The sequence below is a fragment of the Vibrio sp. SSH13-20 genome (genome assembly GCF_040104475.1).
GTDB classification, from domain to species: domain Bacteria; phylum Pseudomonadota; class Gammaproteobacteria; order Enterobacterales; family Vibrionaceae; genus Vibrio; species Vibrio harveyi.
The window spans coordinates 1-14,434 of sequence record NZ_JBECOU010000008.1 but is presented as its reverse complement, the minus strand read 5'-3'; the positions used below and the strand labels follow the sequence as shown (position 1 = coordinate 14,434).

Annotated in this window: 19 protein-coding genes and 3 pseudogenes; 2 read left to right on the top strand and 20 right to left on the bottom strand. The window is 38.0% G+C overall.

Annotation, left to right across the window (positions count from 1 at the left end):
- The first annotated feature begins 96 nt into the window (after positions 1-96).
- Positions 97-1,200 (top strand): phosphoribosylaminoimidazolesuccinocarboxamide synthase, encoded by a 1,104-nt coding sequence (locus ABMY42_RS20810; protein WP_005445626.1) that lies wholly within the window; start codon positions 97-99, stop codon positions 1,198-1,200.
- 295 nt (positions 1,201-1,495) lie between these two features.
- Here the strand turns inward: ABMY42_RS20810 and ABMY42_RS20805 are convergent, their stop codons facing one another.
- The 19 genes and pseudogenes from ABMY42_RS20805 to ABMY42_RS20715 form a co-directional block, all read right to left on the bottom strand.
- Positions 1,496-1,897, bottom strand: coding sequence for a hypothetical protein (locus tag ABMY42_RS20805; RefSeq protein WP_005445628.1), 402 nt, complete (start codon positions 1,895-1,897; stop codon positions 1,496-1,498).
- Between the two features lie 136 nt (positions 1,898-2,033).
- The gene (locus ABMY42_RS20800) at positions 2,034-2,480 is read right to left on the bottom strand and encodes a hypothetical protein (protein ID WP_017817978.1); all 447 of its coding nucleotides are present in this window, start codon (positions 2,478-2,480) and stop codon (positions 2,034-2,036) included.
- Positions 2,481-2,540: 60 nt separating this feature from the next.
- Entirely contained in the window at positions 2,541-2,996 is a 456-nt protein-coding gene (locus ABMY42_RS20795; protein WP_005445642.1) for a hypothetical protein, read from the bottom strand.
- A gap of 132 nt (positions 2,997-3,128) precedes the next feature.
- Positions 3,129-3,374, bottom strand: a complete 246-nt coding sequence (locus ABMY42_RS20790) for a hypothetical protein (RefSeq protein WP_349266735.1) — start codon at positions 3,372-3,374, stop codon at positions 3,129-3,131.
- 311 nt (positions 3,375-3,685) lie between these two features.
- Positions 3,686-3,976, bottom strand: a complete 291-nt coding sequence (locus ABMY42_RS20785; RefSeq protein WP_274876988.1) for a hypothetical protein — start codon at positions 3,974-3,976, stop codon at positions 3,686-3,688.
- 63 nt (positions 3,977-4,039) lie between these two features.
- Entirely contained in the window at positions 4,040-4,291 is a 252-nt protein-coding gene (locus ABMY42_RS20780) for a DUF2442 domain-containing protein (RefSeq protein WP_274876989.1), read from the bottom strand.
- Positions 4,292-5,136: 845 nt separating this feature from the next.
- Positions 5,137-5,378, bottom strand: a pseudogene (locus tag ABMY42_RS20775) (hypothetical protein); the annotation flags it as partial.
- A gap of 154 nt (positions 5,379-5,532) precedes the next feature.
- A complete protein-coding gene (locus ABMY42_RS20770) occupies positions 5,533-5,964 on the bottom strand; it encodes a GNAT family N-acetyltransferase (RefSeq protein ID WP_050903108.1) in 432 nt (143 codons plus the stop codon).
- A gap of 680 nt (positions 5,965-6,644) precedes the next feature.
- Positions 6,645-6,783 (bottom strand): annotated as a pseudogene (locus tag ABMY42_RS20765) (DUF3265 domain-containing protein).
- Positions 6,758-7,174 carry a hypothetical protein gene (locus ABMY42_RS20760; RefSeq protein ID WP_235612187.1) on the bottom strand — a complete coding sequence of 139 codons (417 nt, stop codon included), beginning with the start codon at positions 7,172-7,174 and terminating at the stop codon, positions 6,758-6,760. Before ABMY42_RS20760 ends, ABMY42_RS20765 begins: the two are co-directional and overlap by 26 nt.
- Positions 7,171-7,605 (bottom strand): T6SS effector amidase Tae4 family protein, encoded by a 435-nt coding sequence (locus ABMY42_RS20755; RefSeq protein WP_069687246.1) that lies wholly within the window; start codon positions 7,603-7,605, stop codon positions 7,171-7,173. Before ABMY42_RS20755 ends, ABMY42_RS20760 begins: the two co-directional genes overlap by 4 nt.
- Before the next feature lie 268 nt (positions 7,606-7,873).
- Positions 7,874-8,029 carry a hypothetical protein gene (locus ABMY42_RS20750; RefSeq protein WP_017190350.1) on the bottom strand — a complete coding sequence of 52 codons (156 nt, stop codon included), beginning with the start codon at positions 8,027-8,029 and terminating at the stop codon, positions 7,874-7,876.
- Positions 8,026-8,205: a hypothetical protein gene (locus tag ABMY42_RS20745; protein ID WP_017190351.1), complete on the bottom strand. Its 180-nt coding sequence runs from the start codon at positions 8,203-8,205 to the stop codon at positions 8,026-8,028. Before ABMY42_RS20745 ends, ABMY42_RS20750 begins: the two co-directional genes overlap by 4 nt.
- A 23-nt stretch (positions 8,206-8,228) precedes the next feature.
- Positions 8,229-8,480: pseudogene (locus ABMY42_RS20740) on the bottom strand (BrnT family toxin); the annotation flags it as partial.
- Between the two features lie 281 nt (positions 8,481-8,761).
- Positions 8,762-9,229: a hypothetical protein gene (locus ABMY42_RS20735; protein WP_123947169.1), complete on the bottom strand. Its 468-nt coding sequence runs from the start codon at positions 9,227-9,229 to the stop codon at positions 8,762-8,764.
- Positions 9,230-9,234: 5 nt separating this feature from the next.
- Complete coding sequence (locus ABMY42_RS20730) at positions 9,235-9,654, bottom strand: hypothetical protein (RefSeq protein WP_230544371.1); 420 nt, start codon at positions 9,652-9,654, stop codon at positions 9,235-9,237.
- A 995-nt stretch (positions 9,655-10,649) separates the two neighbouring features.
- On the bottom strand, positions 10,650-11,018 hold the full coding sequence (locus ABMY42_RS20725; protein ID WP_349266734.1) for a DUF2195 family protein: 369 nt from the start codon (positions 11,016-11,018) through the stop codon (positions 10,650-10,652).
- On the bottom strand, positions 11,008-11,526 hold the full coding sequence (locus ABMY42_RS20720) for a tlde1 domain-containing protein (RefSeq protein ID WP_349266733.1): 519 nt from the start codon (positions 11,524-11,526) through the stop codon (positions 11,008-11,010). Before ABMY42_RS20720 ends, ABMY42_RS20725 begins: the two co-directional genes overlap by 11 nt.
- A gap of 317 nt (positions 11,527-11,843) precedes the next feature.
- The gene (locus ABMY42_RS20715; protein WP_349266732.1) at positions 11,844-12,137 is read right to left on the bottom strand and encodes a hypothetical protein; all 294 of its coding nucleotides are present in this window, start codon (positions 12,135-12,137) and stop codon (positions 11,844-11,846) included.
- A gap of 339 nt (positions 12,138-12,476) precedes the next feature.
- Here ABMY42_RS20715 and ABMY42_RS20710 point away from each other — a divergent pair, with 339 nt between their 5' ends.
- On the top strand, positions 12,477-12,743 hold the full coding sequence (locus ABMY42_RS20710; protein ID WP_157782601.1) for a hypothetical protein: 267 nt from the start codon (positions 12,477-12,479) through the stop codon (positions 12,741-12,743).
- A 935-nt stretch (positions 12,744-13,678) separates the two neighbouring features.
- Here ABMY42_RS20710 and ABMY42_RS20705 read toward each other — a convergent pair.
- Positions 13,679-14,209, bottom strand: coding sequence for a hypothetical protein (locus ABMY42_RS20705; protein ID WP_049538686.1), 531 nt, complete (start codon positions 14,207-14,209; stop codon positions 13,679-13,681).
- Positions 14,210-14,434: the final 225 nt, after the last annotated feature.

Below are 14,434 nucleotides of genomic sequence, written 5' to 3'. Positions count from 1 at the left end.
TTCTGGTATGATGCCCTCATTCGGTTTATTCAGTGCGCACTGTGCGCTGAGTAAGTTCTCTTTCTGACGTTTGATTAAGATGATAGGAATGTCGCAATGAGCCTTGCTAATCAAGTACTTGCCGTCAATGACGACCTGCCAATTCGCACTCACAAGCCCGTCCACAGCGGAAAAGTTCGCTCTGTTTACTGGTTAACAGAAAAAGACAGCGCACGACTGATCAAAGAAAAAGGATACGACGTCGCCCCAGATGCGCCCTTGGCCATTATGGTAATCAGCGATCGCATCTCAGCATTCGATTGTATTTGGCACGGAGAAGGAGGACTAAAAGGCGTTCCGGGTAAAGGAGCAGCGCTGAACGCAATTTCAAATCACTGGTTTAAACTGTTTAAAGAAAACGGTCTTGCAGATAGCCATATTTTAGATATCCCCCACCCGTTTGTCTGGATTGTACAAAAAGCCAAACCAGTTAAGATTGAAGCTATCTGTCGTAAGTACATTACGGGCTCTATGTGGCGTGCTTATGCAAATGGTGAACGCAACTTCTGTGGTATTCAGCTTCCAGAAGGTCTTGAAAAAGATAAAATGTTGCCAGAGCTACTAATGACACCTTCAACCAAAGGTATCTTGAAAGGCATTCCTGACGTCCCTGAAGCTGATGACGTGAACATCACTCGCGAAAATATCGTGGACAACTTTGCAGCTTTCAACTTCTCTCATGCAGAGGACATAGCGCAGTACGAGAAGCTACTCAAAGAAGGCTTTAACGTGATCAGTCATGCACTGGAAGCCATCGACCAAACCTTTGTTGATACTAAGTTCGAGTTCGGTTACGTACACGATGCCGCAGGTAATGAAAAACTAATTTATATGGATGAAGTTGGCACACCTGATTCATCGCGAATTTGGGATACCAAAGCGTATCAAAAAGGTCAAATCGTCGAAAACTCGAAAGAAGGTTTCCGTCAATTCCTGCTAAACCACTTCCCTGACCCAGATATTTTACTTAATAAAGAGCGTATGTCAGAACGTGAAGCATTGGCTCGCAACAACGAATTGCCAGTCGAATCTTTAATGGATATCTCTCGCACTTACATTGGTATTGCAGAAAAAATTACCGGAAAGCCAATTACGTTAAGCCAAAACCCTAAAGCTGAAATCATAGAGATTTTAAGTAAAGACTATGGCTTAATTGACTAAGCTACCCATTGCCGTTTACTGGCAGTATAGTCTCGATTAAAAAACCCGCACATTGCGGGTTTTTGTTTTTATTCGTTTGCATTTAGCTAACTTAATAAATGTTTCGTAAGTAACGCATTGTTCAGCTTCGAACCAATGTGAAGACAGGACACAGACCTTCAGAATACAACCTTGAGAGTCGAGTGACAACGTAACCACAACAAAGACTACTATACCAAGTTAAATAGTGTGTTTATACCCAAATTCAAAGTAAATATGATTGAGTTAAATACTCTTGAGTTCTATATCGACAGGCTCAAGCAATCTCTTTTTCCAATGTTTCTATAACCCTTTTAGCATCTCTCAGCGAAGCCCCCATCTCTTTTCTATAAAGACGAATAGCTTTTAATTTAGCCCCGGATTTAACCGCATCACACACCTCGATTGAGACACCAAACCGTTGATCGACCTCTAAACCTGATTGTTCCAATAAGAGATCTATCTTGCGCTCAATTATCTTTTGTCGATACTTAATTGAAGAGAACTCGTTTTGTCCCCAAAATACAGCAAAAGCTAATATGCCTAACATCCACTCCACAAAGCCCTCCTTTGACACACGTTGCTCCCCTAAACAGGAAAAGTTGTGAGGAATAAAACCAATAATTAACATGAGTTCAATTGCTTCGGTATAACTATCTCTAATTACGCCAGTAATCATGGCTTTTACTGCGATGCACCTTCAAGCTTCTTGAATTAGAAGGCATGGTTAAAACGAAATAACTCACTTTTTCGTAGTCCATCGCCATACCGATCATCATCAGATGTTGACACAATATAATTCTCACAGCTTAGGTTCATTCGTGTTTTATTAATCCCATCGCTTCTGCTGTTGTTATAGCATTGAAAGGTCCCAAAATTTGATTAGAGAGAAAGATAAGCTGCTGTTCATCTAAATGTTTAACATCAACATTGCTTGGCATGTCGAAGTAGATAAATCCTTTCAGAACCTCATTGAGCGTTGTAATGTCATATTCGCTCAAAACACTTTTAAGTTTTTCGGCTTCTTCTTGAGTGCACTCGTAATCCTTAAGAAAATGTATGTATAAGAATACTTTTCTTTTGTTATCTAGCGTCAAACTTTTGAACCAATCAGACTGAGGAAATACGATAGTCGTTTCCTTACCTACCTTGTCACACTCTTGCCACTTGTCATTCCATGTTTCCAAGTAGCTCAGTTTATCCACTTTTGACACGCATCCAACTAAAATGAGTAGCGTCACGTTGATAACGAGTGTTTTCATTATCCCCACGCAATATAAACAACAAAGTTGATTCATTTTTTCCTCGTTCTTACAGAAACATTAAATCAAGCGCTCGTTACAATCTAACATTTTGACTGGTAACTGGTTATCCACGAGAAAGTAATAAAATCGCAAATCCTCGATCAAGTCTTTCGAAGCAAGTTCAAAATCTTGGTAAGTCTGATTTTTGTAGCGAAAACGAACCGTGTGTTCAAACCTCTTGGTTTGTCCATACAGAATTTCTTTTACATCAGATGTCATGATACACATATTGAGAAACCTCAACTTAGTGCCATCAAACGAGACCTCGACAGACTGTCGTGGTTTTGATGCTGAATAATCGATAAGTAGTGAGAAACCACAACCAAAGGCTATAAAGCTGAGTTGAGTAAGCAATGGTTCTTCTGAAATGATCACTAAGTAGTAAGCTAAAATACTAAAGAAAAAGACTCTGTTTATAAAACTATGAAGTAGCTTAATATTGGACAACTTGTTTTGTCTTAATAATGTTTTCATGTTTCCCTTTATCATTTTCACTAAGAAGTAATAATTTTTCTAAAATCTTCCAAATCCAAAAGAGAATTTGGTCACTCTTTCCGTTTTTAGTTTGTAGATCCTAGTGCCCGTATTGGGTGGAAATAACCTTACTTATACTTTAGTAAATTTAAAGATTAAACATTCCAGTAGCATGAGATCGTTTGCAAGTTCGATATAATCATCACTGTCTTCATCTAATTTAGCTAACAAAGCTAAATTACGCTCATACTTCTCAATTAAGTAAATCTTTATGTACCTCAGTTCTTTATCATCAAACATAGAGCTCCAAGCCTGTTTTATCGCTGCTTTGAAATCCATAGCTGATAACGTTTTTGTGCAGCTGGCGAAACGTAACACTCTTTACTCTCAACCCATATAGGGCGCTGTCGCCTATTTAGAAGCGAAATATGTATCGTACTTCCATCATCTGCAGTGCACTCGTCCCCACCGAGACAACATTGGTTTCGCTGCCATCGCTTTCCTTGAAAGTAGTAAGACTGACCATTGCGAGTTAGTGTTATCAGATCTATCAAGATATCTCCATTTTGTAACTCAACATATGCGAGTAAATTTCGTGACTTGCGTTTCACTTCTCCCTCCAATGGAGCAACATTAAATAAGGTTTTCACTTTCAATACATCTAAGGAATCCTATCAGCAAAGCGAGTGTCATAAGTCTTCTTGGTTAAAATTAAGTATTTGTTCCCCAAATACAACCTTCGCCTCACTCTCAAGTGACTTTCTGAGTAGTTGAACCTTTATATAATCATTAGCAGCATTAGCGCGAACATTTTCATCATCGGAAAAATCACTTATACTCCTTAGCCTTTCGAGCTCATTAAGCGTAGATTCTAATATTATTCTAGTTTCCCAATCAACAAAGCTACATTTTAATTCCCTAACATATGTTAGTGACTTTTCTCTATTTGACTTGATGATAGTAAAATTTTTCTTTTCCATGAACATTTCCGTCTATTATTAATTTTTTGCAATCTAAAAACCTTCTAAAAAAAGGAAAAATCATTAATTTAAAACATTATTTTCATAAAGATCTTCAATAGGAAAAATCATATTATAATCATGCCAGTTCAGATTACCATCAACAATGTCAAAGTCAACAAAGAAACAAGTATCCCTGTACTGCTCATAATCCGGGTGTTTTCCACTAAAAATAAATAATGAGAAGTCAACAATAGAGATGTGTCCGTCACTGAATTGTATCTTTAATATGTATCCAAAAAGGTGTTTTACCTTGACTATTGAAATATGTTCCACTTTTTCCTTCTAAAATCTGCTCAGGATCATTGTCCTTTTAGCGAAGATTACTGTTTATATAAAAAACGTTAAAAACAATCTTTAAAATCCGTTCCATTAGAGTTGGTGATAAGGCGTAAATTTCGAATTAATTAGTAGCTTTACACTTCAGTGTATTATCTCCAATAAAACTGTATGAGAACATACTATTAGATTCAATATAATAAAAATATATTGAATACGCACACCAAAAAAATATATATCAAGATACTTACCCAGCCATTTTTAATTAACGACTAAACTAGGAAAATTAGAAGTAAAAACATATTTTTAATAAGTCCACTTCTTCTTTTGGATGCTTTTAATAACATAAATTCTGACGAATAGTATTTATCGTAAAGTAAACCCAATAAAAACGAAAAATATATTCCACATACAAACAATAACAAACTTATGTCGATTTTAATGAGCACTACACCAAGGAAAGGACAAACTAGTAATATAGAGATAAGTATCATCCATATTATGAGCATTGACACATTTTCAACCCCACTCAAACTTCCTAGCCATAAGTTTCGGCAAATAATCCATTTTACCTCCTGATACATTAGACAGGTTTCATCTTGCATATATGCTTCAAGTAAAATCATAAATCATATCGCCCTAATAAATAAGCCTCACCTTTATATAATTGACACCTTGAGATCAATGGCTCAGTTATAATGTTGTAAGTTACATTTTTGTATTAATATCGAAACATAACTAAACACTAATCCCCGAAATTAGACTCTTGACTTAATAAGTTAACGCCGCGGGCATTAATTACTATTCTGCAACAATTTCTGATATCGGAAAGTGTGAGGCTATCAACTTTGCGAACTCTGCATATGCCGTGCATTATCTGCGGATTTTTACCACCACAGGCTTTCCCATAATATTTAATGTCTGGCGAAGAATACAATGATAGTGCTTTCTCAGCATAAGTCATTACAGTTCCCGCTTCGCCACACAACGCCCCAAACGCATAAGGCTTTATAAATTTATGGTGTTCTTATAGTAGTTGATATTTTAACCAATATTCTGCGGTATTGTCATGCTACGCCCAAGCAAATAGCACACTGAACTGGTTTGGAGTAAAAACGCCAAGCGTTACGAATCACTCTTAAATTTATTGTTATGTGATTTTTCACCACATACGGAAACGCCCAAAGTTATTAGCTTTGGGCGTTTCTTCTAGCAAACTGGTTACGACAAACCGAGCTCTAAAGTGCCATATGCAGAATTGGAAAAGGTTTTCCCATATCATCAAGTGGTGAGCGAGAAACAACTCTAAAACCCATATACTCGTAAAAACCTACGGCTTGCGGGTTTTGTTCATTTACATCGACTTTGGTTGCACCTAACTGCTCTATTGCATATTGCAGTAGCACCTTACCAACACCTTGCCCTCTTGCCTCGTTCAAGATAAATAGCATTTCAACCTTTGAGTCGTAGATACCCACGAAACCTAAAATTGAGCCGCTATCATTTTTCACACATCTCAACGCGACAGCAGGAAAAGCCTGCTCAATGATAATTGGTTTAAAAAACTCAATATCTTCTTCTGTTATGAAGTCATGAGTTGCTCGGACTGAATTTTCCCAAACATTAAGCATTTCTGCATAATTTTCAGGAAGCACATTTTCTACAATCATCGTATTTTCTCTAAAGTTGACTGAAATTCATGTGCAGCCGCGAGGAGGAATGTTAACCTCAATAGGTATGAGTTGTCCACCAATCGCATAATTCCCTGCTAAGAGTGAGCAACACAGAACAAAAGCTGCCGCACATCACCTTAGTCACTAAAATCAAGGGATGATAAAAATGCTACGCGTGATGCCCCCCTAAACAGTTTGTTGTGTTTATGTGTTGGAGCGAATGATCTCAAAACCGTCGTCAGCGGCAATCCTAAAGTTATTGCTAAATCCATTTTTTATGGTTACGTCTAATGATTTTTTGCACTGTTTGATATCAGGACATACTCCATTTTCTACTTCGAATACGTATCCTCCTGGAGCTAAGTAAATGGTAATTTCCTCCATCACGTTAAGCCACACCACGTATTCTCCATCTATTTTCAAGAATGTAGTAGCCCAAAGACCCTAAAACACCAGTGTCCCGTGTTATCGTCACTGGAACAGTTCTAAGTTCAGAAGGTTTATATAATTTTTGATTATATAATCGTTTATGAGACGCTAGCTTGACATCAGATGGTACTGTTGGAGCTGTAGCGCATCCAACTAATCCAACAATTAAAAATAAACACAAAATCCTTTTCATATATTTCTCGACAAATTAGCTATACGTTTTTAAGCTACATACACATAACGCCTTGTTAAGGTATAAAGCACGCAATACCGAAGCTCCTGCATACCACCTCAAACACCAAACGCAACGCATAGTAAAAATGCCAAGCGTGCTGAATCACTCTTGAACAGATTGTTAGAATTACTTTTGCACGGACTTTGATACAAAGTATTCAAAAACCCTTCTTTCTCTATCAGCCCCGCAACTACCACTTTCCTTAAACCAGTTGATCAACTCTACTGGTTTATCACGGCGGAAAATTAACGCTCCATAACGAGAAGTGCATTCTTCGTTGTCGAAAGATTGAGATTCAACCAAAACTACATATTTATCATTGAATCGCTCTAGATGAATTAAACTAGTTTCTCCAAACTTAATAAACGAACATTTTTTTTCCCCGATATCACTCAGTTCTTGAGAATATGAGAGATTCCCAGCGTTAATAACGTCTACGGTACAATCTTCATTTAACTTAATTTCTCTTTCAAAAATCGAGAATTGCTCTGCGCTAACGGAAAACGAGATAAAAATACTTATAAAGATAGAGAACTTACTCATGTTAATGTCCACATCCATATAGTTTTCGCTTCCCAATAGGCATCGCCTACAGCTTCAGTCCCATCCCATAAATCTATATGCCCTTGCCCTGAAAAGTCAGGAATATTCATATAACATACGATACCTTTCTTACCGATAGCATTGCTTGGCGGTTGCCCATTTGCTTGGCTTGTCCAACCGAGTGTACGTGTTCCTAAGACTTTTGGAGAACCTAGCACTGCAGCTAGATCTTGTGCCCCCCTCAAATAACCATGCGGGCATTTATTCTTTGACGAATTCTTAAAGGCTGTAAGGAAGTCACTATCTGTTTTAACTAAAGCTTCGCTCATCCTAATTGCGCAAGTATTGGGAAATGCCATTGAGCATGAATGGATTTGCGTAGGAAGAGTTTTATAGTTTACTTTAAGCTTGCTGAAACTTGGCTTTTTCATATTTAACCTTTATTGGTGTAAGCTTAAGGGAATACTCACATATGCAAATATGTTGTTAAATATGAGTACGTCTTTTTGTCGACTCATATCGATATTTATAAGTCTATTAATTTCAAGTCGTTGTATGCGCCTTTGTAGTTCTAACACCCTGTTAAGGGGTGAGCAACGCAACCACGAAACCTAATCATACCACCGTAAACATAAAGCCCAGCGATGGAGTAAGAATGCCACGCGTTGCGAATCACTCTTAAACAGTTTGTTAAATGACCTATGACTTCGGTCTTTTCATTTGGTTTAAATGATGCTGACGAATCTCTGGTGCTATTTGGCTTGGTTTGCTACTTTCATTTGACTTTTTTAAATAGAGCCAGTTCGTTTTTCCGTTGAGTGATTGAACGTCTGAAAGTTTAATTGTCTTTGTCATGCTCTCTCCTTTGGTGTACCAAACGCTTCAAGTTCCTTTTCGGTTGGAACGACACTATCTGGATCACTGAGGGCTGCCTCATTAATTTCTCTATCAGATAGCGCTTCAAGTTGCTTTTTGTCAGTTTGCCCGCGAGAGAACTTCAAATTCTCAATCGATACCTTTTTGATTGTCATATTACACCACCTGAGAGTATGGCTTAATAAATCTCTCTCATAAGATTTTTTTCACGAGAGTTAGCTTTACGTGCTGAGATTAATCTAATATTACCACTTGATTGCCTCTCTGTATAAATCACAAACAAGATACCATATTTTGTCTTGCCAATCGTTTGAAACCTAGCTTCACCATAGTCGTAGCGTGTATCTTCTCTTTCAATTCTGCTAGCATCAAGAAAAACGTGTACAGCATCAGCAAAATCAATTCTATGTTTTGCCAAATTTATTAAGTTTTTGTTCTCGTCCTACTCAAATTCCATAGTTTGCCCTTTTGCCCCAGTGTGAGTGAATATGGAATTTCAAAGCGTAAATGCGATTTACCAATATTTTTAGTTCGCGCTAACTCAATATACATCATACCTCGATTACATTAAGTTGCACCGATTTGAAAGGTCATTTAATGCCCTGTTAAGGTGTGAGCAACGCAATACCGATGTCCCTGCAAGCACCTTAATCACATAAACCAACGCATAGTGACAATGCCCAGCGTTGAGAATCACTCTTAAATGCTTTGTTAGGTTTCTGCTTTTGGCGAGCCTTGTACATGTAAAAAGCTACTAAAGACGCTTTTTCTGCTGACCCCTTTCGGGTTAGACACGAAAGGAATAATCATTTCTGCCTTGGATAATACTTTTATATTCCAGAGTGTATCCCCTATAAACAAAAATGATATTGAGCCGTCTTTCTGAAGGGTCAAGTCTTGTAAACGCCCTGTTGAATAAGCACTACCTATATACAAGTAATCGATCAGCTTTGCATTAAGATCAAACAAATATACTCTCAGCGTTTCTTCATTAAGGATGTCATCAGTGACAAAGATAACGTAACAGTTATCATACTTTACGCCATATTCTACTTGTACACCTTTGACAAAAGAATTTGCGGGCCAGCCTTCAATAGCCAATAATATCTTGTAAGATATGTACTCACTGCCTTTCTCAACGTCACGTATTTCCAATTTATCTTTTGATAACAGTTCCATATCAACTACCACGCAATACTCACTCCAAATGCAGCTAATGTTCCACCTATAAAAGCCCCCACACTTACACATACTGGAGCTCCCGGACCACAAGCTAAACCTGCTATTGCCCCTCCAGCAATACCGCCGCCAATACCAGCACCTGCAACTAAAGCCTCGCGACCAGCTGTCTCAAGTTTCTTCTCAGAGGAGGTAATCGTGTACACAGAAAGACCGATAGATAAAACAATCAAACCGCGTCCTGCACTTGAAATATTTTTCATTAGCCTATTGACATCTGGATTAGATTTGCCAGATGACTTTACGATTTCCGAATACACTTTGTTCTTTTGTTCTAAAGTAAGATCGTTGAAGTGCTTGGTAAGATAAATCTCGTTTGTTTTCTTCGCGACCAGTTCATTTAGCGTTCTACCTTTGCTTTTCAACCGCTGAGCATATGCGTTTCCGACGGGGGTACTTTTACCCCTTACAATCTCCATAATTACATTTCGAGTTTCATTCGCCTTTTTTGCAGCTTCCTCTCAACTAATTTTTCCTTGTTTTACTTCTAACTTTAACTCTTCAGAGAAACGCTTTATTTGTCTCGAGTAAAGCTGCCTAGCTTATGCATCTACCACCATACAAAGACCAACATTCACTGCTTGCGCTTCTGAAGCTTGAATCGCAGCCTCAAACTCTCTTTTGTCCTGGATATTTTGCATATTGAAGTCCCTATCATAGTAATCCCAATAATATGCAACCATGCACGATCACTGTAAAGCTCTGAGCAATGCAATACCGGTGCTCCCGCATGCCACCTTAAACACTAGACGCAATGCATAGTAAAAATGCCACGCGTTACGAATCCCTCTTGAACAGTTTGTTATGTGCGTGCTTAAACTGAACACCTTTGCTCACAGAACAGCTAATCGATATAAGAGGCGACCGCAACTGCACCAAAATAGAGTTCAAGTGCGAAATAAAAAAGTACACTTTTGGAGACTCTCTTCTCTAAAAGCACTTTAACCATAAGAAGTTTGACAATAACGTATACGATGGCAACTAACATTCTATCCCTACATGTAGCTTGAGCCCAACCGTGGCTACCCAACCGACGACACCTAGTAACCCGAACAATCAAGATGCTGGAATTGCAAAAAAGATATACAAGACTGCACCAAATACCGAGCCAGCCATGAACAATCCTAACTTAAGTGCTGTACTTTTATCCGATTCCTTTTTGGACATAGTAATGCCTTTTAATAATTTAAATTGACTTACATGCACATCTAAACAACACGAACACCAAAGCACATAACGCCTTGCTAAGGTGTGAGTAACGCAATACAAAAGCTACCGCACGGCGCCTTAATCATCATAAGCCACCGCATAGTAAAAATGCCATGCGTTACGAATCTCTCTTAAATGCTTTGTTATTGCGCTAGTTATTACCGCAAGCCAAAGCACCCTTGATGCTGCTAATATTTTTCAATGTATTATCGAGCAATAAAGGAACTGATATAATGCGAGACTTGATCAAAGCAAAGTCAAAGCTTGAACTACCAGAAGGCATGCTTTCAAGCGTAATAGATGCTATGGCAGATTTGCACCCACAGCTACCTATATTTTTTTCTAGTGTCAGCTTCATATCTACTAGAGTTAGATTGTTACGGTCATAAGTATCGCTAGTATCAATAGAAACACAATTTGAAAGTGTATTCTCGAAGTCAACGAAACTACTTGCAGTCTGCTGCGCGAACGACAAAAAGGGGAGGCAACAAAATAATAAAATACAGATTCTAGCCAACATAAGTTCCACCATTAGTTTTTACATTCGGTTGGTATTTGATACTTAACATAAGCTTCCGAGCATCTGTTTTTTTGATAAACGCTCTAAGTTCATTGAAGAAGCGTCCTTCCACTTCGATACAGCCATGGCTGTATCCTTTAGTTGAATCATGAAGGTAAAAGCCACTTCTCGAAGGTCTGCATCTTTTTTTGGTAACCTCGTCGTATGGTTCAAAGCGCACCCGATTGTAGCCCCAGTTATCCCAGTAAGGATCACACTCGCCTGCGCTTTCTCCACGCGGTATTTCTTGAACCTGCCATGATGGTTTAAGCACACAAAAGCCAGAACCATCATCTTCAGCCAAAGCTCCCAATATAAGAGGAATATAGTATTTTCCCTCTGGGACAGGACCTTTATCTGGAACACACTGGTCTTCAGGGTATTGATAACCCTTCATTCCAGAAGTCGCTTTAAAGGTACCGCGCCCGTGCCACTTCAACTCTGTTCCTGTATAAACCGAACTCTCCATGTGTAACTCCTTTTCACTTTGAAAAGGCAAATACTCACTCAAATGAATAACGAATTAAACTGTATGTTTTTAGTTTAATTTATCGCATCTTATGCCAGAGACAGGCGGTAATTGAAATTGCAAGCAATGCAAAACTATCGCCTAGCGCTATAACGCCCTGTTAAGGGGTGAGCAACGTAATGCCGATACTTCCGCATACCACCTTAAACACCAAACGCAACGCATAGTAAAAATGCCACGCGTTGCGAATCGCTCTTAAACAGTTTGTTATGTTTGCATCACCAACGTTCAAAAATTAAAAAATATCATTACCCATTTTATCGGATATACTTATGAATATATTCACTCTTTGCTTTATAGTATTCTTTCATTAGCTCATCGCTAATAGGACGCTGCTTCTCATAATAATGCTTTCCTAATGAACTACGCGCCGAATCCGAAAGTTCGTGAATTACTTCCTCTCCAAATTTTAAATAACGAGAAACTTCATCAACCTTTAATAAAAAAGTAGCAGCTTCCTCTCCAATGCCATAATCACACCTTGAATTTAGAATGTAACTTTCCCCATCACTATATAAAAGCCAGTTATTATGTTTAGCCACAACTTTCATACTATTAAATTCCCTATTGTATATCATATTGCATTTTTGCTGTTACCAACGATAATAAACATAACGCCCTGTTAGGGTGTGAGCAACGCTACCACCTAACCTAAACTATTGTGCCGTAAACACTAAAGCTGATACAAACTAAAAATGCCAAGCGTTGAGAATCACTCTTAAACGCTTTGTTATGCCAAAAGCGGGAGCTCACAAACTTTTCAACACCTTTTATTACATGGGCTCAATAGTAAATTTGAGAGTCCACTCGCTTAGCTGGGAACTAAGGAACAACACAAAGCTTTAATATGCTACAACGCCCATAATGAGATGAAATTTAGAAAAGTATTAATGAAAGTTAGAATCACTATTAGTGGTTTAGGCGCAGATATCCCCAAGCTACCGATCGGCGTCAATTTAATATCTGGCTGCTATATAGAAACAAAACCTAATGATGGTAATGCTCCAACGCGCTTATATGGAGTCGCTGACTACTTATCTGTCGGTGGAGAATCAAGTACTTTAATATTTGGTCATGCTCAAACGGAGTGGATGACAGTAGAAAGTGAATCAGCTAAAAATTATTACAGTACGAAAACTTTCTTGGAAGTCACGTAGACGTCGAGGTAAAAGGAACATCCTTCGGCTCAAGTAAAGGTGATGTGACTTTGAAGGTAATTGATAAAATTGGCAATGCGAAATCTGCCATAGATAAATTCAATATAAAAATAGATGCTTACCAACTAGCCTCAACTAAAATTAGGGGGCAGATTAGAGTTATGAAAACTGCAAGCTCTAAGTAGGAATTTCTGATGTCGCAATATTTAAAAACTGTAAAAAATAAAACATTAAACTTCATAAACAAGTTATTGCTATTTGCAACTATTTTTCTTTTGGGAGCTTATTGTTTTCTAATACTCTCTCGTAATCACTTTACGATACTTAGCAATGAAATGCTTGGTGATACAACTTACATCATGAATTCAATGATCTTAGATATTGCACTAAGAAAACCTTTGATATTAGCCCCTATAATATCAAGCATTTTAGTCATAAAACACTATAAAAAACAAAAAGACTTTTACCATAAATTACGCTTTAATCTAATAAACATTTTGTTTATTTCCTTAATATTAGGTTCAATAGTGTACTCTCTATATATCCCATAGAGCATTTTGGCATAACGCCCTGTTAAGGTGTGAGCAACGCAATACCGAAGCCGCCGTATACCACCTTAAACACTAAAACCAACGCATGGTGAAAATGCCACGCGTTGCGAATCACTCTTAAACAGTTTGTTATAAATCATTGCCACTGTTTTTGTACGAGCCGTTTGACGACTAGCATTAAAAAAGTGAGCACAATTAAACAAACAAAGATAATTACAAACCAACTACCCCAAACCATAAAAATATAGTTAAAGTCATACCTACAAGTACTTAGAGCTAGAGATTTAGCAGTACAAAACTCTCCCATTGAGTTATGTTTAACTGCAATATACAGGGGAATGCAAGCTAGAATACTAGAAACAACAATAGACACGATAAAGTGTTTTAAACGGCACATTTGGCTGGGCTCCATGGTTGCTCAAGATATAGCTTGGCTACACGTGCACCGTAATCGCTAACTACTTCAGCACCCAAAAAATTATAGATCGTAGCTATTTTTCTTATCGTCGGATTTTCAATACGAGCCTGTATTCTAGATAATAGAGCGATCCCGAACTCGATATTGTAGTAAGGACAGCCTAGGGCTTCTTTAGTGACGCCAATGTCTTTCCAATATGAATAATGTAGATTCATCGGCAGTATGGTTTTTCTCAAAGGATAGACTTTATCATACCAGCCATGAGTAGTTTCCATATACATTATTGCTGCGACTAGCCGTGGGTCTACACCATGTTTCTTTGATTGATGAATTATCAAACCGCACCATTTCCCAACTTCACTGAAGCTATCAATTTCGTATAATGGCTTTCTACCGACTGCGCTATCGCTATCAACGATAGTAAATATTGCAGGTGTATCATTGATAATGCTTAACTTCCTTTCCGCAGATTTATTCAGAACAGGTATGTCGTTCATGTCTTATTCCCTCAATCAAAGCAAATATGATACAAATCACATACCAATAAAGTCATCTTAATATTCTGTTTTCAGACACGAATCTCAATCTTGATTTATAACGCCTTGTTAAGGGGTGAGCAACGCAATACCGAAGTTGCCGCATACCACCCTAATCACTAACACCAACGCATAGTAAAAATGCCACGCGTTGCGAATCCCTCTTGAACAATTTGTTATGTGAAC

Excerpts from the sequence above, each read along its gene's own strand:
- ABMY42_RS20795 (WP_005445642.1), bottom strand. The coding sequence starts at position 2,996 with ATGAAAACATTATTAAGACAAAACAAGTTGTCCAATATTAAGCTACTT.
- ABMY42_RS20720 (WP_349266733.1), bottom strand. The coding sequence starts at position 11,526 with ATGGAGAGTTCGGTTTATACAGGAACAGAGTTGAAGTGGCACGGGCGC.
- ABMY42_RS20750 (WP_017190350.1), bottom strand. The coding sequence starts at position 8,029 with ATGACAAAGACAATTAAACTTTCAGACGTTCAATCACTCAACGGAAAA.
- ABMY42_RS20800 (WP_017817978.1), bottom strand. The coding sequence starts at position 2,480 with ATGAAAACACTCGTTATCAACGTGACGCTACTCATTTTAGTTGGATGC.
- ABMY42_RS20785 (WP_274876988.1), bottom strand. The coding sequence starts at position 3,976 with ATGGAAAAGAAAAATTTTACTATCATCAAGTCAAATAGAGAAAAGTCA.
- ABMY42_RS20760 (WP_235612187.1), bottom strand. The coding sequence starts at position 7,174 with ATGAGTAAGTTCTCTATCTTTATAAGTATTTTTATCTCGTTTTCCGTT.
- ABMY42_RS20770 (WP_050903108.1), bottom strand. The coding sequence starts at position 5,964 with ATGATTGTAGAAAATGTGCTTCCTGAAAATTATGCAGAAATGCTTAAT.
- ABMY42_RS20810 (WP_005445626.1), top strand. The coding sequence starts at position 97 with ATGAGCCTTGCTAATCAAGTACTTGCCGTCAATGACGACCTGCCAATT.
- ABMY42_RS20725 (WP_349266734.1), bottom strand. The coding sequence starts at position 11,018 with ATGTTGGCTAGAATCTGTATTTTATTATTTTGTTGCCTCCCCTTTTTG.
- ABMY42_RS20715 (WP_349266732.1), bottom strand. The coding sequence starts at position 12,137 with ATGAAAGTTGTGGCTAAACATAATAACTGGCTTTTATATAGTGATGGG.
- ABMY42_RS20705 (WP_049538686.1), bottom strand. The coding sequence starts at position 14,209 with ATGAACGACATACCTGTTCTGAATAAATCTGCGGAAAGGAAGTTAAGC.
- ABMY42_RS20735 (WP_123947169.1), bottom strand. The coding sequence starts at position 9,229 with ATGGAACTGTTATCAAAAGATAAATTGGAAATACGTGACGTTGAGAAA.
- ABMY42_RS20745 (WP_017190351.1), bottom strand. The coding sequence starts at position 8,205 with ATGACAATCAAAAAGGTATCGATTGAGAATTTGAAGTTCTCTCGCGGG.
- ABMY42_RS20710 (WP_157782601.1), top strand. The coding sequence starts at position 12,477 with ATGAAAGTTAGAATCACTATTAGTGGTTTAGGCGCAGATATCCCCAAG.
- ABMY42_RS20805 (WP_005445628.1), bottom strand. The coding sequence starts at position 1,897 with ATGATTACTGGCGTAATTAGAGATAGTTATACCGAAGCAATTGAACTC.
- ABMY42_RS20755 (WP_069687246.1), bottom strand. The coding sequence starts at position 7,605 with ATGAAAAAGCCAAGTTTCAGCAAGCTTAAAGTAAACTATAAAACTCTT.